The 16,323-nt window shown below is 66.3% G+C and carries 14 protein-coding genes; 4 read left to right on the forward strand and 10 right to left on the reverse strand.

Annotated elements, in window-relative coordinates; all coding sequences use genetic code 11:
• Nucleotides 1-131: 131 nt before the first annotated feature.
• From murA to dnaA, 7 genes are all read right to left on the reverse strand, one after another.
• A complete protein-coding gene (gene murA, locus ACQR0U_RS01875) occupies nt 132-1,427 on the reverse strand; it encodes a UDP-N-acetylglucosamine 1-carboxyvinyltransferase (protein WP_315715017.1) in 1,296 nt (431 codons plus the stop codon).
• Between the two features lie 173 nt (nt 1,428-1,600).
• Complete coding sequence (gene gyrB / locus ACQR0U_RS01880) at nt 1,601-4,036, reverse strand: DNA topoisomerase (ATP-hydrolyzing) subunit B (RefSeq protein WP_315751813.1); 2,436 nt, start codon at nt 4,034-4,036, stop codon at nt 1,601-1,603.
• Nucleotides 4,037-4,318: 282 nt separating this feature from the next.
• On the reverse strand, nt 4,319-6,460 hold the full coding sequence (locus tag ACQR0U_RS01885; RefSeq protein ID WP_434872073.1) for a hypothetical protein: 2,142 nt from the start codon (nt 6,458-6,460) through the stop codon (nt 4,319-4,321).
• A gap of 131 nt (nt 6,461-6,591) precedes the next feature.
• Nucleotides 6,592-7,728, reverse strand: coding sequence for a DNA replication/repair protein RecF (gene recF / locus ACQR0U_RS01890; RefSeq protein WP_434842505.1), 1,137 nt, complete (start codon nt 7,726-7,728; stop codon nt 6,592-6,594).
• A 63-nt stretch (nt 7,729-7,791) separates the two neighbouring features.
• On the reverse strand, nt 7,792-8,079 hold the full coding sequence (locus ACQR0U_RS01895; RefSeq protein WP_434842506.1) for a GIY-YIG nuclease family protein: 288 nt from the start codon (nt 8,077-8,079) through the stop codon (nt 7,792-7,794).
• 69 nt (nt 8,080-8,148) lie between these two features.
• Nucleotides 8,149-9,267: a DNA polymerase III subunit beta gene (gene dnaN / locus ACQR0U_RS01900; RefSeq protein ID WP_315751817.1), complete on the reverse strand. Its 1,119-nt coding sequence runs from the start codon at nt 9,265-9,267 to the stop codon at nt 8,149-8,151.
• Nucleotides 9,268-9,578: 311 nt separating this feature from the next.
• The gene (dnaA, locus tag ACQR0U_RS01905; protein WP_315715023.1) at nt 9,579-11,018 is read right to left on the reverse strand and encodes a chromosomal replication initiator protein DnaA; all 1,440 of its coding nucleotides are present in this window, start codon (nt 11,016-11,018) and stop codon (nt 9,579-9,581) included.
• A gap of 490 nt (nt 11,019-11,508) precedes the next feature.
• Between dnaA and ACQR0U_RS01910 the strand changes: the two genes are divergently transcribed.
• Nucleotides 11,509-11,829, forward strand: coding sequence for a hypothetical protein (locus ACQR0U_RS01910; protein WP_315715025.1), 321 nt, complete (start codon nt 11,509-11,511; stop codon nt 11,827-11,829).
• Nucleotides 11,830-12,368: 539 nt separating this feature from the next.
• Here the strand turns inward: ACQR0U_RS01910 and rpsT are convergent.
• Nucleotides 12,369-12,635: a 30S ribosomal protein S20 gene (rpsT, locus tag ACQR0U_RS01915; protein ID WP_315715026.1), complete on the reverse strand. Its 267-nt coding sequence runs from the start codon at nt 12,633-12,635 to the stop codon at nt 12,369-12,371.
• Between the two features lie 358 nt (nt 12,636-12,993).
• Between rpsT and ACQR0U_RS01920 the strand changes: the two genes are divergently transcribed.
• The 3 genes from ACQR0U_RS01920 to ACQR0U_RS01930 all read left to right on the forward strand — a co-directional run bounded on the left by ACQR0U_RS01920 (nt 12,994) and on the right by ACQR0U_RS01930 (nt 15,046).
• On the forward strand, nt 12,994-13,311 hold the full coding sequence (locus ACQR0U_RS01920) for a hypothetical protein (protein WP_315715027.1): 318 nt from the start codon (nt 12,994-12,996) through the stop codon (nt 13,309-13,311).
• Between the two features lie 184 nt (nt 13,312-13,495).
• Nucleotides 13,496-14,152: a peptide-methionine (S)-S-oxide reductase MsrA gene (gene msrA, locus ACQR0U_RS01925; RefSeq protein WP_315751818.1), complete on the forward strand. Its 657-nt coding sequence runs from the start codon at nt 13,496-13,498 to the stop codon at nt 14,150-14,152.
• A gap of 177 nt (nt 14,153-14,329) precedes the next feature.
• Nucleotides 14,330-15,046, forward strand: a complete 717-nt coding sequence (locus tag ACQR0U_RS01930; protein WP_315715029.1) for a polysaccharide biosynthesis/export family protein — start codon at nt 14,330-14,332, stop codon at nt 15,044-15,046.
• 99 nt (nt 15,047-15,145) lie between these two features.
• On the opposite strand, the gene ACQR0U_RS01935 is transcribed toward ACQR0U_RS01930, so the two are convergent.
• Nucleotides 15,146-15,817, reverse strand: a complete 672-nt coding sequence (locus ACQR0U_RS01935; protein WP_434842509.1) for a dienelactone hydrolase family protein — start codon at nt 15,815-15,817, stop codon at nt 15,146-15,148.
• A 31-nt stretch (nt 15,818-15,848) separates the two neighbouring features.
• Nucleotides 15,849-16,163, reverse strand: coding sequence for a hypothetical protein (locus tag ACQR0U_RS01940; RefSeq protein ID WP_434842705.1), 315 nt, complete (start codon nt 16,161-16,163; stop codon nt 15,849-15,851).
• Nucleotides 16,164-16,323: the final 160 nt, after the last annotated feature.

Below are 16,323 nucleotides of genomic sequence, written 5' to 3' on the forward strand. Positions count from 1 at the left end.
GCGTGTCGTGTTTGGTCCTCGGTCCATCAGCGCGTCATTGCGAGCGGAGCGAAGCAATCCAGCGGCGGGCAAGGACTCTGGATTGCTTCGCTTCGCTCGCAATGACGGAGGGGAGATGGGCGTGAATAGCGCTACCGTCCGCGTTCCGGCACGCGCGTGATCTTGGCGCCCAGCGCATTCAGCCGCTCGTCGATGCGTTCGTAGCCGCGTTCGATCTGGTCGGCGTTGTCGATATACGAGGTCCCCTCGGCGCAGAGCGCGGCCAGCAGCATGGCCATGCCGGCGCGGATGTCGGGCGACACGACGCGGGCGCCGCGCAGGCGGCTCGGGCCGGCGACGATGGCGCGGTGCGGGTCGCACAGCACGATGCGCGCGCCCATCGAGATCAGCTTGTCGACGAAGAACATCCGCGATTCGAACATCTTCTCGAACATCAGGATCACGCCCTCGCATTGCGTGGCGGTGACGAGCGCGATCGACATCAGGTCGGCGGGAAAGGCCGGCCAGGGCTGGTCCTCCAGCTTCGGCACGTGGCCGCCGAAATCGTCCTTGATCCGCAGCGTCTGCTCCGAGGGCACGATGAGATCGTCGCCGGCAACCTCGCAGACGATGCCGAGCCGCTCGAAGCCCATGCGGATCGAGCGGAGATGCTCGGTGCCGGCGCGCACGATGCGTAAGGGAGAGCGAGTCACGGCGGCAAGGCCGATCAGCGAGCCGACCTCGATGTGATCGGGCTGGATCGAGTAGCTCGCCTGGCCCAGCGTGCTGGCGCCATGGATCACCATCGTGTTGGTGCCGATGCCCTCGATGTTGGCCCCGAGCGCGACCAGGAAATGCGCGAGGTCCTGCACGTGCGGCTCCGAGGCCGCGTTGCGCAAGTAAGTCGTGCCGTGGGCGGCCACCGCGGCCACCAGCGCGTTCTCGGTCGCGGTGACACTGGGCTCGTCCAGGAAGACGTCGGCGCCCTTGAGGCCGGAGGCGCGCAGCTCGATCTTGTCGGTTGCGGTGACGGTGGCGCCGAGCTGCTCGAAGGCGAGGAAATGCGTGTCGAGGCGGCGGCGGCCGATGACGTCGCCGCCTGGCGGCGGCAGCGCCACTTCGCCGCAGCGGGCGAGCAGGGGCCCTGCCAGCAGGATCGACGCGCGGATGCGCGCGCAGAGGTCCGGATCGAGGTCCGCGGCGCGGATCTCCTTGGCATGGATCGTGAGCCTGTTCCGGCCGCGCCATTCGGCGGAGGCGCCGACCGAGCGCACCAGCTCGACCAGCGTCTCGGTGTCGCGGATGCGCGGCACGTTGTCGAGCGTGACCGGATGCTCGGTCAGCAGCGCGGCGGCGATGATCGGCAGCGCGGCGTTCTTGTTGCCGGACGGCTCGATCGCGCCCTTGAGCCGGTGACCGCCCTCGACGATGTATTGAATGGGCGCCATGCGCGAAAAGTCCGTTCTGAGATGGTGATTCGCCCGGGGACCGGCGAAAGCGGAACATCGATCTTCAACGGAATTAACACGGAAGGCACGGGCAGGCCACTGCTCCGCAGACTCAGGGTGCGCCTGGCCGTCTATCGCGCCAGTGCGAGGTAGACTCGGGCTGGACGTCGCGACTACACGTCCACGTTGGCCGACAGCGAGTTGTCCTGGATGAACTCGCGGCGCGGCTCGACCACGTCACCCATCAGCTTGGTGAAGATGTCGTCGGCCTCGTCGACCTCCTTGACCTTCACCTGGAGCAGCGTACGGGCCTCGGTGTCGAGCGTGGTCTCCCAGAGCTGTTGCGGGTTCATCTCGCCGAGGCCTTTGTAACGCTGCATGTTGATGCCCTTGCGGCCGGCATCGGTGACCGCCTCGAACAAATCGACCGGGCCATGGATCACGGTCTGGACGTCGCCACGGCGCAAGGCGCCGGGCTTCGCATAGGCCTCTTGCAGGCGGGCCGCATATTCGTCCAGCTTGCGGGCATCGACGGACGCGAGCAATGCGTCGTCGATGACGGCGACGTCCTTGACGCCCCGCACGGTGCGCTCGAAGGTGAAGCCCTGGCCCTCGACGAAGTGGCCGATCCAGCCGCGCTCGACCTCGTCGGCCAGCACGTCGAGCCGTTTTGCGATGTAGGCGGCCGCGGCGTCCGCCGTCGGGATGTCGCGGGTGATGTCCGGGCGCAGCACGCCGGCGATCGCGGCCTGCTCGACGACCTTGCGGTCGTAGCGCGTGTGCAGGTTGCGCAGGATGTTGCGGACGAGACGCGCTTCCTCGACCAGCGCCAGGAGGTCACGCCCCTTGCGCTCCTCGCCTTCCGCCGTCTTGAACACGCAATCGTCGAGGCCGGTGCCGATCAAATAGTCCTCGAGCGCGCGCTCGTCCTTCAAATACTGCTCGGACTTGCCGCGCGTGACTTTGTAGAGCGGCGGCTGGGCGATGTAGAGGTGGCCGCGATCGATGATCTCGCGCATCTGCCGGTAGAAGAAGGTCAGCAGCAGCGTGCGGATGTGGGCGCCGTCGACGTCGGCGTCCGTCATCACGATGATCTTGTGATAGCGCAGCTTGTCGATCGAGAACTCGTCGCTGATGCCGGTGCCGAGCGCGGTGATCAGGGTGCCGATCTGCTCGCTCGACAGCATCTTGTCGGGGCGCACGCGCTCGACATTGAGGATCTTGCCGCGCAGCGGCAGCACCGCCTGGAACTCGCGGTTGCGGCCCTGCTTGGCGCTGCCGCCGGCCGAGTCACCCTCGACGATGAACAGCTCGGACTTGGCCGGATCCTTCTCCTGGCAGTCGGCGAGCTTGCCGGGCAGCGAGGAGACGCTGAGCGGGCTCTTGCGGGTCAGCTCGCGCGCCTTGCGCGCGGCCTCGCGTGCCGCCGCGGCCTGGATCACCTTGCCGACGATGGTCTTGGCCTCGCCAGGATGCTCCTCGAACCAGGCGGCGAGCGCCTCGTTCAGAACGTTCTCGACCACGGGACGCACTTCCGAGGACACCAGCTTGTCCTTGGTCTGCGACGAGAATTTCGGATCCGGCACCTTCACGGAAAGGACGGCGGTGAGACCCTCGCGACAGTCGTCGCCGGTCAGCGCGATCTTCTCCTTCTTCGCATTGGCCTCGGCGTAGCCGTTGACCTGGCGCGTCAGCGCGCCGCGGAAGCCGGCGAGATGGGTGCCGCCGTCACGCTGCGGGATGTTGTTGGTGAAGCACAGCACGTTCTCATGATAGCTGTCGTTCCACCACAGCGCAGCTTCCACCGTGATGCCGTTGACCTCCGAGCGCACCATGATCGGCGCCGGAACGATCGCCTTCTTGTTGCGGTCGAGATATTTGACGAACTCCTCGACGCCGCCGTCGTAATGCATCTCCTCGCGCTTCTCGACCGCGTGGCGCATGTCGGAGAGCACGATGTTGACGCCGGAATTGAGGAAGGCGAGCTCGCGCAGGCGATGCTCGAGCGTCGCGTAGTCGTATTCGACGTTCTTGAAGGTCTCCGTCGAGGCCAGGAACGTCACCTCGGTGCCGCGCTTGCCCTTGGCCTCGCCGACCACTTTCAGCGGCGCAATCGCGTCGCCATGGGCGAACTCGATGAGATGCTCCTTGTCGTCGCGCCAGACCCGAAGCTGCAGCTTGCTCGACAGCGCGTTGACGACGGAGACGCCGACGCCGTGCAGTCCGCCGGACACCTTGTAGGAGTTCTGGTCGAACTTTCCGCCGGCGTGCAGCTGGGTCATGATGACTTCGGCGGCGGACACACCTTCGCCCTTGTGAATGTCCACGGGAATGCCGCGGCCGTCGTCGCGCACGGTGACCGAATTGTCCGGATTGAGCACCACCTCGACCGCAGTGGCGTGACCAGCCAGCGCCTCGTCGATCGCGTTGTCGACGACTTCGTAGACCATGTGATGCAGGCCGGAGCCGTCATCGGTATCGCCGATATACATGCCCGGGCGCTTGCGCACGGCATCCAGGCCCTTCAACACCCGGATCGATTCTGCGCCGTATTCGTTCGCGGTTGCAGGCTCGTTGTCGGCGATGGTTTGCCGGGCGGGTTCGGTCATGTGGGGCCTTCGGAAGGGGTGGTCGAATCGGCATTGCAGATCGCATGCCGAGAGCGCTCTTTCTCTCACGAAAGGAGCCACGCGCCTAGCGCAAAGTGGCCCGTCGTAAGACATTGAAGAGATAGCGCTTTTTAACGGTTTTTCAAGGCCTGGCGAGGGTCGTTTTCGTCCCCTCCGAAAGCCGGATTCAGGCCATTCCCGTGGCTGGTTTTGAGGCGTGCGGCGGGGCGCTTTCGCGTGCGATTCAGGGCACGAGTCACGCGTGACGCGGCAGGTGCCGCCTCAGTAGAGCGGGAGCGGCAGGGCGGTGCCACCCGGGCCAACCATGAGGCCCCAGGCATCGCCGGCGGCGAGCTCCAGCGTGTCGATCACGGCGGGCCGGCGGGCGATCTTCAGCTCGTAGCGGTGCTTGCCTGGCGGCAGGTCGAGCAGCGGGCCGTTGGGCGATTGCGGGCTGCCGGTGCCGGCCGCGATCCCGATCGTCTGCCCGTTGATGGTCAGCACGGCGTCGGTGTCGCCGATATTGCCGAGCATCAGCTTGGCCCGGCCAGGCTTCGGCAGGATGCCGGCCTTGGCCGCCGCTTCTGCATTCCTTTGCACCAGGTTGACCGAGGTCTCGCCTTTGGCGCGCCCGAGCGTGAGCACGGCGGGTCCCTGCGACGAGGTAAAGGTGAGCCGGACCCGATCGGGGCTGGCCTGCGCGTCCTCGGGCTTCTCCCGCCAGCCGAGCCTGGTCAGCTCGGCGCGGTAGAAGGCCGTGACGGCACCGAGCTCGGCCGGGACGCTGGCCTCCAGCTCCAGCCGCAGCGGCGTGTCCATTCCCGGCGCCCTGGACCGCGACAGCGCGGTCGCGCTGTGCTGCTTCGGCACCGGCAGCGCCGAGCCGGGATCGGCCTCGAGCGGCGTCGCGTCCTTGGCCGGTCGGGCCGCGGCCGAAGGCCTGGCGGCGGCGAGCAGGCCGGTGCCGTCGGCCGTGACGCTCACCTTGGGGCCCATCTGCATGATCGTGAACGCCACCGACTTGCCCTTCGCCGAGAACTCCAGGCGCGCCATGGTCGGATTGTCGATCACGGTCGGCGCCTCCTTCCAGCCGGCCGTCTTCAACGTGGAACGGAAGAAGCCGGCGAGTGTCTTCACCGACGAAGCCGACTTGAACGCGAGCTGTCCCCGGTCGCCATCGAAGCTCACGGCCTCGGCGGTCTCGGGCAGCGCGATCGGCGCCGGATTGCCGGCCAGCGGCTTCACGGGCGCATCCGACATGGCGCCGGCCTGCACGGCGCGGCGCGCCTCGTCGGCGGCGATCACCTGCTTGGCCATCGCGGCGGCATCCGCCATGAACCTGTCGTCGGCGTCCTTCTTCGCCTTGGCGCGGGCGGCCAGGGCGGCTTCGGTGGTGCGCATCGACAGCTCGACCATGGTGAGATCGTACTTGCGGGACAGCTTCAGCGTCCCGTTGTCCTCGGGCGCGACGACCTTGAGCGTGACCTCGTCCGGCGTTCCCGGACCGGCCGTCTCGATCCGCCAGCCGCGCGCGGGGATCTCCCGCGTGTAGAAGGCGAGCACGGCCGGCAGCTCGGCGATGACGGCGCCATTGGCCTGGCGGCTCGACGAGGCCGCGCTGCCGAGGCTTTGCGACCACTTGGTCGGCTTCGGCATCGGCAGGCCGGCGTGGTCGTCGCCGGCTTCGAGGGTGGAGGGTAGCGCGAATGGCGCGATCCGGATCTCGACATGGGTCCGGCCGTCGTCGCGCCGGGTCAGCGTCAGCATCACCGGATTCTGCCGGCGATAACCGTCGCCGTCGTCATGGCCGTAGAAGGCGCGCACGCCGCCCGGCGCGGTCTCGCCCAGATCGGCATTGGGCCAGCGCGCGGCGGCCTCGGCCGTCAGCGGCTGCCAGCCGAGGGCGGACATCTCCTTGCGGAACAAGGTCAGCGCCGCATCCAGCGTCATCGGCGCGATGCATGACAGATAAGGCCGCGTCTCGTCGAACACGATGTCAGCAGCGCCATCGGGGAACGGCAAATTGGCGTAGATCCGCTGCGGCGAGTAGGTCACCTCCGACTGCCCGGCGCGGCCGGCGCTGCCTGTGAAGAAGACCAGGAGCCCCTGCTTGTCCTTCTTGTAGCTGAGCGTCGGATTGCGCTCTTCGAGCGGCCTGACATAGCGCACCCAGCCGTCGGCGCCGAGCAACTGCTGCGTGGCGGCATTGGCCGCTGCGACAGGCGCCGGCAGACGATAGATGGCGCGGTAGCGATCGGGATGCGACGTGTCTTCCACCGCACCCTCGAGCCGCGGCAGCGCGTGGACGTCGACGATGGCGTCGTCGGCGCGCGCAGGTCCGGCACAGCTCGCGAGCAGCAACAGCCCGCACGCAAACCGACGCAGCCGCGGCGCGGCGATGGCCTGCTGCCAAAGCTCTGACATCATCGATCTCCGGGATTTCGAGTTCGGGGCGCTTGTGCCCTCGGGCGCTGGAGGAGAGCGGTTGGCGCCGGCGTGCCATCCAACGACAACTAGTCGAGCCGGCGAACTGATAGGTTCAACGGCGGAATGAGCTACCGCCGCGCGCTGATCCGCCCCGCCTCGACGTCGAAGATCTCGCCGAGCTCGCGTAGTTCGGCAAACGCCGCGGGATCGGCGCCGGTCAGCCATACCTGGGCACCGAGCGTGCCGAGCTCGGCGAACAAAGCGGTGCGGCGGCCGGGATCTAGATGGGCGACGATCTCGTCGAGCAGCAGCATCGGCACGATGCCGGTGGTTTCGGCGACCAAGGTCGCATGCGCAAGGATGAGGCCGATCAGCAGCGCCTTCTGCTCGCCGGTCGACGCGTCGCGCGCCGGCATGCTCTTCGGCGCATAGACGACATGGAGATCGGTGAGATGCGGACCGTCGAGCGTGCGGCCGGCGGCGGCATCGCGCGCGCGATTGTCGCGCAGGACAGCGCGATAGCGGTCCTCGACGGCGAGGGCCGGCTCGCTCAGCAGCGCATTCTCCATCCAGCCGTCGAGCGCGATCTCGGCAGATGGAAAGGCGGACGCCGCGCCGCGCTGGCGCAGCATCGCGGCGAGCTTCACCGCGGTCTGGCCGCGGCTCGCGGCGACGGCGACCGCGAGCTCCGCGGTCTCGCGCTCGATCGCGTCACACCAATGATCGTCGAAATTGCGGACCTCGAGCAGCCGGTTGCGCGAGCGCAACGAGCGCTCCAGCGCCGACACCCGGCTCGAATGTTCGCTGTCGATCGCGAGCACCAGGCGGTCGAAGAAGCGCCGCCGCTCGGAGGCCGCGCCCATGAACAGGCCGTCCATCGAAGGCGTCAGCCACACCATGCGGATGTGATCGCCGAAGGCGGCCGCCGAGCCGACCGGTTCGCGGTCGATGCGGCAGCGGCGTGTTGTGCTCGCATCGCTGCGCGGCGGCTCGATGCCGGTGCCGAAGGTCGTCAGCCCCAGCGCGCCTTCGACCTCCGCCGAGACCGCCCACGACCCGTCGCCCTGGTTGTCGGCGACGTCCTCCAGGGTGGCACGGCGCAGGCCGCGGCCCGGCGCGAAGAACGAGATCGCCTCCAGGCAATTGGTCTTGCCGGCGCCGTTGGCCCCGACCAGCGCGACCATGTCCGCCTGCACGCTGACGCTGGCAGCGCGATAGCTGCGAAAATGCGTCAGCGCGAGACGGTGGATGCGGGAGGGGGTCATGGGGTGGAGTTGCAAGCCCAGTTCTGTCATTGCCGGGCTTGACCCGGCAATCCATCGTCCGCGTCAGCGGACCATTTCATCATATAGATCGCGCCAGTCCGGATTGTTTGCGACGATCAAGTCGCCCTTCCATTCGCGTGACCAGTGCTTGATGTTCTTCTCACGTTGCAATGCTGCGGCGATCGTCTCATGCGCCTCGAAATAGACGAGGCGCTCGATGCCATAGCGGCGCGTAAAGCTCTCGGCGAGACCTTCGCGGTGCTCATAGACGCGCCGGACGAGATCATTGGTCACGCCGACATACAGCGTGCCGCCCGGCTTGCTCGCGAGAATGTAAACCCAGTAGGCCATTTGTAAGGATGGATGGCCGGGTCAAGCCCGGCCATGACGGGTTAAACTCGATCTCGCAGAAGTCTCGCCTCACACCCGCATCGGCATCAGCACGTACAGCGCATTCCTGTTGTCGCGGTCCTGGATCAATGTCGGCGAGCCTGGATCGGCGAGCCGGAGCACGGCGACCTCGCCCTCGATCTGGGCAGCGATGTCGAGCAGATAGCGCGAGTTGAAGCCGATATCGAGCGCGTCGGCGGCGTATTCAACCTCGAGCTCTTCGGTCGCGCTGCCGGAATCCGGATTGGTCACCGACAGCACCAGCTTGCCGGGCGCCAGCGCCAGCTTCACGGCGCGGCCGCGCTCGGAGGAAATGGTGGAGACGCGGTCGACGGCGGCGGCGAAATCGGCCTTGTCGACGACCAGCTCCTTGTCGTTGTTCTGCGGAATGACGCGGCCGTAATCCGGGAAGGTGCCGTCGATGAGCTTCGAAGTCAGCACCACCTGCCCCAAGGTGAAGCGGATCTTGCCCTGCGACAGCTCGATCCTGATCTCGCTGTCATTGTCCTCGATCAGCCGCTGCACCTCGCCGACGGTCTTGCGCGGCACGATCACGCCGGGCATCTCGGCGGCGCCGGCCGGCTGCGGCAGGTCGACCTGGGCGAGGCGGTGACCGTCGGTGGCGACGGCGCGCAAGGTCGGCTGCTTGGCGGTGCCGCCGGCGTGCAGATAGATGCCGTTCAGGTAATAGCGCGTCTCCTCGGTGGAGATCGCGAACTGCGTGCGGTCGATCAGGCTCTTGATGTCCTTGGCGGGAACCCCGAACGCATGCGTCATGTCGCCTGCGGCGAGATCCGGGAAGTCGCTCTCCGGCAGCGTCTGCAAGGTGAACTTGGAGCGGCCGGCGCGGATCGCGAGCACCGCGCGCTCGCCGTCGCTCTCCAGCACGATCTGCGAGCCGTCCGGCAGCTTGCGGACGATGTCGTAGAACATGTGCGCCGGAACTGTGGTCGAGCCCGCGGTGGCGGTCTCGGCAGCCAGGGTTTCCGTCACTTCGAGATCGAGATCGGTCGCGCGCAGCGACAGCCGGGCATTCTCGGCGCGCACCAGCACATTGCCCAGGATCGGGATGGTGTTGCGGCGCTCGACCACACGATGGACGTGGCCCAGCGACTTCAGGAGCTGTGCGCGTTCGACGGTCACCTTCATTGTATTATACCCGCCCGTTCCAACTGAGCTTGTCCTGGAATGCCGGCGGGCTATAGCAGCGCCGCGGCCGATGGCACCTCGCGCCCGAACGGCGCTTGGCCAGCGTCCAGGAGCGTGAGGGGGAGGCGTAAAGTGGCGCGGATGGGGCTCAAGCGCAAGGGATGCGGAGCCGATTTCCCATGTTTCGGCAGGCTCTTCCGTGACCCGGAGGCGGGGGCCGAGCATGACGTCCGAGGACAGCGTCGAACGGCCGGGACAACGGCCCGGCTGGGGGCGAACCTTCTGTCCGCTCCCCTGGCCGTGCGTGCCCTCTAATCCTGCAACTGGCGCTTCAGCGACTCGACTTCGTCGTTCAGCGCGACGTCCTTGCCGACGAGCGCCTCGATCTTGCGCACCGCATGCAGCACGGTGGTGTGGTCGCGCCCGCCGAAGCGGCGGCCGATCTCGGGCAGCGAGCGCAGGGTCAGCGTCTTGGCGAGGTACATCGCGACCTGGCGCGGGCGCACCACGTTGGCGGTGCGGCGCGACGACAGGAGGTCGGAGCGGCTGACGTTGTACTGCCGCGCCACGACGCGCTGGATGTCCTCGATCTTGATGCGCTTCGGTTCCTGCGGCCGCACCAGGTCACGCACCTCGCGCTCGGCCATGTCGAGCGTGACCGGCTGGTTGTTGAGCTTGGAATGCGCCAGCAGGCGGTTGATCGCGCCCTCGAGATCGCGGCCGTTATGGGTGATGGAGCGGGCGAGATAGTCGAGCACCGGCTCCGGCACGTCGAAGCTCGCATGATGGGCGCGGGCCGCCGCGACGCGCGACTTGAGAATGCCGAGGCGCAGATCCTCGCCCAAAGTTGCCATCTCGACGACGAGGCCGCCGGCAAGCCGCGAGCGGACGCGATCATCGAGACTTTCGAGGTCGGACGGCGGCCGGTCGGCTGCGATCACAACCTGACGCCCCGCGTCGATCAGCGCATTCAGCGTATGACAGAACTCCGCCTGGGTGGATTTGCCCTGCAGGAACTGCAGGTCGTCGATCACCAGCACGTCGATGCCGCGCAGCGCCTCCTTGAAGGCCAGCGCCGTCTGCGATTTCAGCGCTGCGACGAAGCCGTACATGAATTTCTCGGCGGTGAGGTACAGCACCTTGCGTTCGCCGCCGGCGTTGCCGGCCCAGGTCACGGCCTGCAGCAGATGCGTCTTGCCCAGCCCGACACCGGCATGGATGTAGAGCGGGTTGAACATCACGGGATCGCCGCGGCGACCGTCGGCGACCTGGCGCGCCGCCGCATGGGCCAGCGTGTTGGCGCGGCCGACGACGAAGCTGGCGAAGGTCAGCCGCGGATCGAGCGGCGAGCCGCCGAGCGCATCATGGCTTGTGGCGAGCGAAGCCGCAGCCGACGCCGTTCGCGCGTCGGCGCTGGTCGCCGGCCTGGCGTCGTTGCGTTCGGCGCGGCGGGCTTCGACGGCGACGGGAGCTTCCTTGACCGGCGCCGCGCAGCGCATCGCGGTGCGAACGGACAGATCGATACGGTGCACCTCCGGCATCTCGGCCTGCCAGCACGACAGCACGCGCTCGGCATAATGCGCCTGGATCCAGCTCTTCAGGAAACGCGTCGGCACCGACAGATGAACGCTTTCGTCCTGGACGGCTTCGAGGTCCATCCGCGCGAACCAGCTCGTATAGACGTCCTCGCCGACGGTCGAGCGCAGCCGACCCTTCACGCGAGACCAGCGTTCCTGTTCCGAATTTGTCATGGCAGTCGCAACTTTTCGAATTGAGTGGTGGTGTCGTGTGATCGCCGGGCAGACGTCCCGTGAAAGGACACGTGTGCCGCAGCGAGACCTCGAGCGGAGGCTCAACTCCAGACATGGCTCGCCGTTCGGCGTGGACGCCGTCGGGCCATCAATGCTGGTGGAAGAAGCTTCTCCGCGAGGTCAGCGCATACTCAGATGCGCGATGGACGCGGGAGGGCCGATCGCCGTGCTGGCAATGGCCGGGCTGGAAATGTCGATCACTTCAGTGTTGACCGCCAAGGGTGCGTTGTCCGGAACCAGCCTATAGTGTGTGCTCGCAATGTGTCCGTAAAACATGCAACCTCCCCGCCCTGCCGTGATTGCTCACGGCAAGTTGTCATCCCAATGCCGCCGCGCCCGAACCCCAAGATTCAGCCGCACCGCCGTACATCCCCGTCCAACTTGTCCACTCGGTGAGCGAAGCCGCCACGAGCTCCAGCCGGGTCGACCGATGTCGTATTTCTCTTGTTCAAAGCGGCGCAACGATGATGCTGCGCCCGAGAAATTTCGACAAAGTTCGATCGTTCCCCATATTGCTATGGGTACAGATCCGGCCATCGCTTTGGAAAGCGTCGCCAACGCGCACACCGCCGCCGATTTGCACGTCCGCCCCGTTTCTAAAACCGCGCTGGTCTCAAGATCGTGGGCGCCGCGAGTGATTAAAGAAATACACGATGCGTCAGGACTCGCAATCCATAAGATCGGAGCACGCGTTACGAGTCTTCGCAGCGGTTGCGACGCGGTGTTGCGCGTTAAGAAAGCAACGTTTTGAATCATCGCGAGGAATCTCGGATGTGACAAACAACATCGTCTGCCCAAAATTTCTTCATAATTTTTTTATGTTTCGACCGGCCTCACCCGCTTTTCCAATCACTTGGTCGCGCTATGCACTTAAGTCATTTTCGAAACGATGTTTTTCGCGATTGCTCGAAGCGGGTAACTCCCGCGATGCGCGGTGCGCAAAGTGAGCGGCGCATCGCGCGCTCTTGACATCGATGCGCAAGCGCGGCGCGCAGATTCGCAGCTGTTTCAGATGAGACAATATTGTCACTGCGTAAAAATACGGAACTTCGTGTAGTTCCGACGGAACATGTGTCAGGCGCGCACGACATCGCGCGGGTTCCACCACGCGCGAAGATCGTATTCGCGATGCGATATCACCATCAAGATGTGACCATCAAATGGAGAAGGCGCGGCGAGCGATGGAGGGATGCGCGACAGCCGAACGCGCAATTGAAGATGGTACAAAAGAAAAGCCCGGCGCGAGCCGGGCTGTTTGCATCTTGATAGTTCGTCAGCCGATCGTCAGCGTCACTTCGCGAGCTTGGCGATCTGATGCGTGAGGCGCGACACTTTGCGGCTCGCGTTGTTCTTGTGAATGATGTTGCGCTGCGCGGCGCGCATCAGCTGCGGCTCGGCATTGGCCATCGCCTTCAGCGCGGCGTCGCGATCGCCCTTCTTGATCGCGTCCTCGACGGAGCGAACCGCGCCGCGCATCTGGGTGCGGCGCGACTTGTTGATGATGGTGCGGCGGGCAATCTTGCGCGTCGCCTTCTTCGCGGAAGTCGTGTTGGCCATGCTCTCAAATATCCTTCGGCGGCGAGCAGTCGCCGCTCTTGCGGGTACGCGCGCGGCCCGCTTGACGCGGCCCCATCGACGCGGTGGGTTGTTCGGACGCCTCTCTGAGAATGCCATGACCGGAGCGGGTGCTCGGCGGATCGGCGCTGCTCAAAGAACAGCGGCGGCGGGATTGCGCCCACCGCCAATGGCGACCTTATAGGGGCAGCCCTGCCGAGCGTCAACGGTCTCGGAGCGGCCCGCGGCGGCCGGAATCGACCAAAACCCGGTTCTAAGCCCCTGACGAGGTTGAATTTCTGCGGGGCCCCCGCTATGGCCTTGCTGCCCGCAAGGGCGAGCGAGAGAGGGCAGGTGAGGCATGATCCGCGGTTTTTTCCGTCTGGTAGGGCTGTTGCTGCTGGCCGGAAGCTTCATCTTCCTGGTCTATGACGGCGCGCGCTGGGTGGCCGACCAGACCCTGCAGTTCACCCGTTTCGGCCAGCTCTGGAACGACGTCCACCAGGCGAGCCAGGCCGCCTTCAAGGCCTGGATCGAGGCCAAGGCCCCGTTCCTGTGGGAGTGGATCGTCAAGGTATTTTTGGACCAGCCAGTGTTTGCGGTGCTTGGCCTGCTCGGAATCCTGCTGATGCTGCTGTTCCGGCCGCGCAAGCCGCTGATCGGCTACGGGCGCGACTGAGCGCGGCTGTTCGTCTCGCCGCGCCGGCAGCTGTCTTGGATTCCGCTGGCAGCGCGGCGCGGGAACCGCTGGCGCGGCGTAACAGCGCTACTGCCGGACCCGTAGAGCCCTATATATTCCCCTGACAAGAGGTCATCGCGCCGTGGGCCGTCCCGCGGGCGCTGGCCATGAGCGGAGACATCCCATGTTCTTCATGCGCAAAGCCCCTGTCATGCCGTCTGCCGCCGAGGCGCTGCCCGGCCGCGCTCAGCCGATCCCCACCGCCGCGACGCATTTCGTCAACGGTCGCCGCCTGTTGCCGCCCTATCCGGACGGCCTCGAGCAGGCCGTGTTCGGGCTCGGCTGCTTCTGGGGCGCGGAGCGCAAGTTCTGGCAGCTCGGTGACGGCATCCACGTCACCGCCGTCGGCTATGCCGGAGGCCATACGCCAAACCCGACCTACGAGGAGGTGTGCTCGGGGCAGACGGCGCACACGGAAGTCGTGCTGGTGGTGTTCGATCCCAAGATCATGTCCTACGAGCGCCTCCTGAAGACGTTCTGGGAGAGCCACGACCCGACCCAGGGCATGCGTCAGGGCAACGACGTCGGCACGCAATATCGCTCGGCGATCTACACGTTCAGCGACGCGCAGCGCGAGGCGGCCGAGGCGTCGAAGACGGCCTACGAGTCGGCGCTGCGCGCCAAGGGGCTCGGAGCGATTACGACGGAGATCGTCCCGGCAGGGCCGTTCTATTTCGCCGAGGATTATCATCAGCAGTACCTGGCCAAGAATCCGGCCGGATATTGCGGCCTGGGCGGAACGGGCGTCGCGTGCCCGATCGGAGTCGGCGTGAGCGCATAGGCAGGCTGAGCGCGCCCGATCACGGTGAACATTGGATCCCTCTCCCACGCCGTGGGAGGGGGATTTTTTCGGGCGGCTTTGACCGTCGCCCGCTTGCGACGGGGACTACACGCGCCAACGGTTTGTTAACCTTAACCGCGCATGACTAGCGCACATCCTCATTCAAGGATTGTTCGAGTGCGCGCGTTGTTTGTTCCGGTCATTGCCGTCCTGTCCGCGATCCTGTTGTCGGGCTGCATGCAGACGATCTCCCCCGTCGCTGCCGTCCAGCCGCAGAGCGATCTCGACGCGATGGCCTATGGAACGCCTTCCACCGGCCCGGTTGCCGCCACCGGGCAGGGCGGGGCGATCCCGGCGCTGCGCAACTCGTTCGCTGCCGCCACCGGCGCAGGCGCCTATGTCGTTCCCGCCGGCTATGCGCCAGCGCGCCGCGACTCCGCCTATCATCTCGACGCCGGCGACAAGCTGCGCGTCGTCGTCTACGGCCAGGAGGGCCTGACCAACACCTATGCGATCGATGCGTCCGGATCGATCACGATGCCGCTGATCGGCAGCGTGCCGGCGCGCGGCCGCACCACCGCCGGCCTCGCTGCCGAGATCACCGCCAAGCTGCGCAACGGCTACATCCGCGAGCCCTCGGTGGCCGTCGAGATCGAAGCCTATCGCCCGTTCTTCATCCTCGGCGAGGTGCAGGCGCCCGGCCAATACCCCTACGTGCCCAACATGACGGTGGAGAGCGCGATCGCGATCGCCGGCGGCTTCTCGCCTCGGGCGCGGCGCGACGTCGTCACCCTGACCCACACCGATGCTTCCGGGGCCGCGCGCTACGAGGTGCCGCTCGGCACCTCGCTCAAGCCGGGCGACACCATCCAGGTCGGCGAGCGCTGGTTCTGATCTCCGCACGAGTGATTGCGGCTCAACGCCTACCTGAGCACCTGCGTCGACCTGACGCTGAGTGACGCGAGGCTCCTCGCAATGACGGTGGTTGGACGTTCAGCGCAGGTGCTGCGCAAGGAACGCCAGGCTGCGCGTCCAGGCGAGATCGGCGCTCGGCTGGTCGTAGCTGGCGCGCTCGTCGCAACCGAACCCGTGCTGTGCGCCGGGATAGACGAAGATCTCGACGTCCGGCCGCTTGGCCTTGATGGTCTCGACGTCGCGCAAGGGGATGCCCGCGTCCTTCTCGCCGAAATGTAGCTGGGTCGGCACCGTCGGCTTGTCGTCGGCGAACCGCGCGACAGCGCCGCCATAATAGCCGACGGCAGCGCGGAGGCCCGACAGCTTGGTCGCAGCCGCATAGGCGATGCTGCCGCCGAGGCAGAAGCCGATGATGCCGACCGGCCCGACATTCTTCACGCCGTCGATTGCGGCCTGGGTGTCGCGCAAAAAGGCCGCCCAATCCGGATTGGCGACGAACTTGCGCGCGACCGCGATCTCGTCGGGCGAATAGCCTGAGGTGAAGCCGGGCTCGACGCGGTCGAAGATCGCCGGCGCGATGGCAACGTAACCCGCGGCGGCGAGGCGGTCGCAGACGTTGCGGATGTGATGGTTGACACCGAAGATCTCCTGGATGACGACCAGCGCGCCCTTTGCAGTTCCCGCCGGATCGGCGCGATAGGCGCCGAGCTGGAAGCCGTCGGATGCCGTCAGCTTGATATCTTGTCCCACGTTCTGTCCTCTTGCGGTCGTCAGGCGCGCGTCAACGCCACATCCAGTTGGTGCCGTAGTCCTCTTTCCAGCCGGTCAGCCGTCCCCTGCGGAACTTCAGGTAGAGGCGGTGATGGTGCGGGACCAGTCCGCTGCCGCCGAGATTACGCAGTGCCAGAAAGGTTTCGTTGCCGGGCGCGCCGTTCAGATAGATCAACGGCTGCTCCAGCACGCGCGATGTCTCACCGACATCCATGCCGAAGGCAAGCGGTGCGACGTTGGATAACGTCGCTGTGAAAGGCGCGTCGGCGACGCCGAGCGTCTCCCCTGCCGCAGCAGGGCTTACGGCCGACAGGCTCGGCAGCATGGCCGCAGCCAGGCACAGCGTCATACGTACGGATGGTCTCATGGGCTGAAATCTCCTTTCGCTGTCGGCGTTGGCTGCACCTTCTTAACCTGCCCGGCGTCACCAGCCCAGCATCGTTCGCGCTGCACAACGCAAATGCCGTTTCATGTGGCAGGCCGGC

Origin of the sequence: Bradyrhizobium sp. HKCCYLRH3097, from assembly GCF_051167875.1 — a bacterium.
In the GTDB taxonomy this organism is placed as follows: domain Bacteria; phylum Pseudomonadota; class Alphaproteobacteria; order Rhizobiales; family Xanthobacteraceae; genus Bradyrhizobium.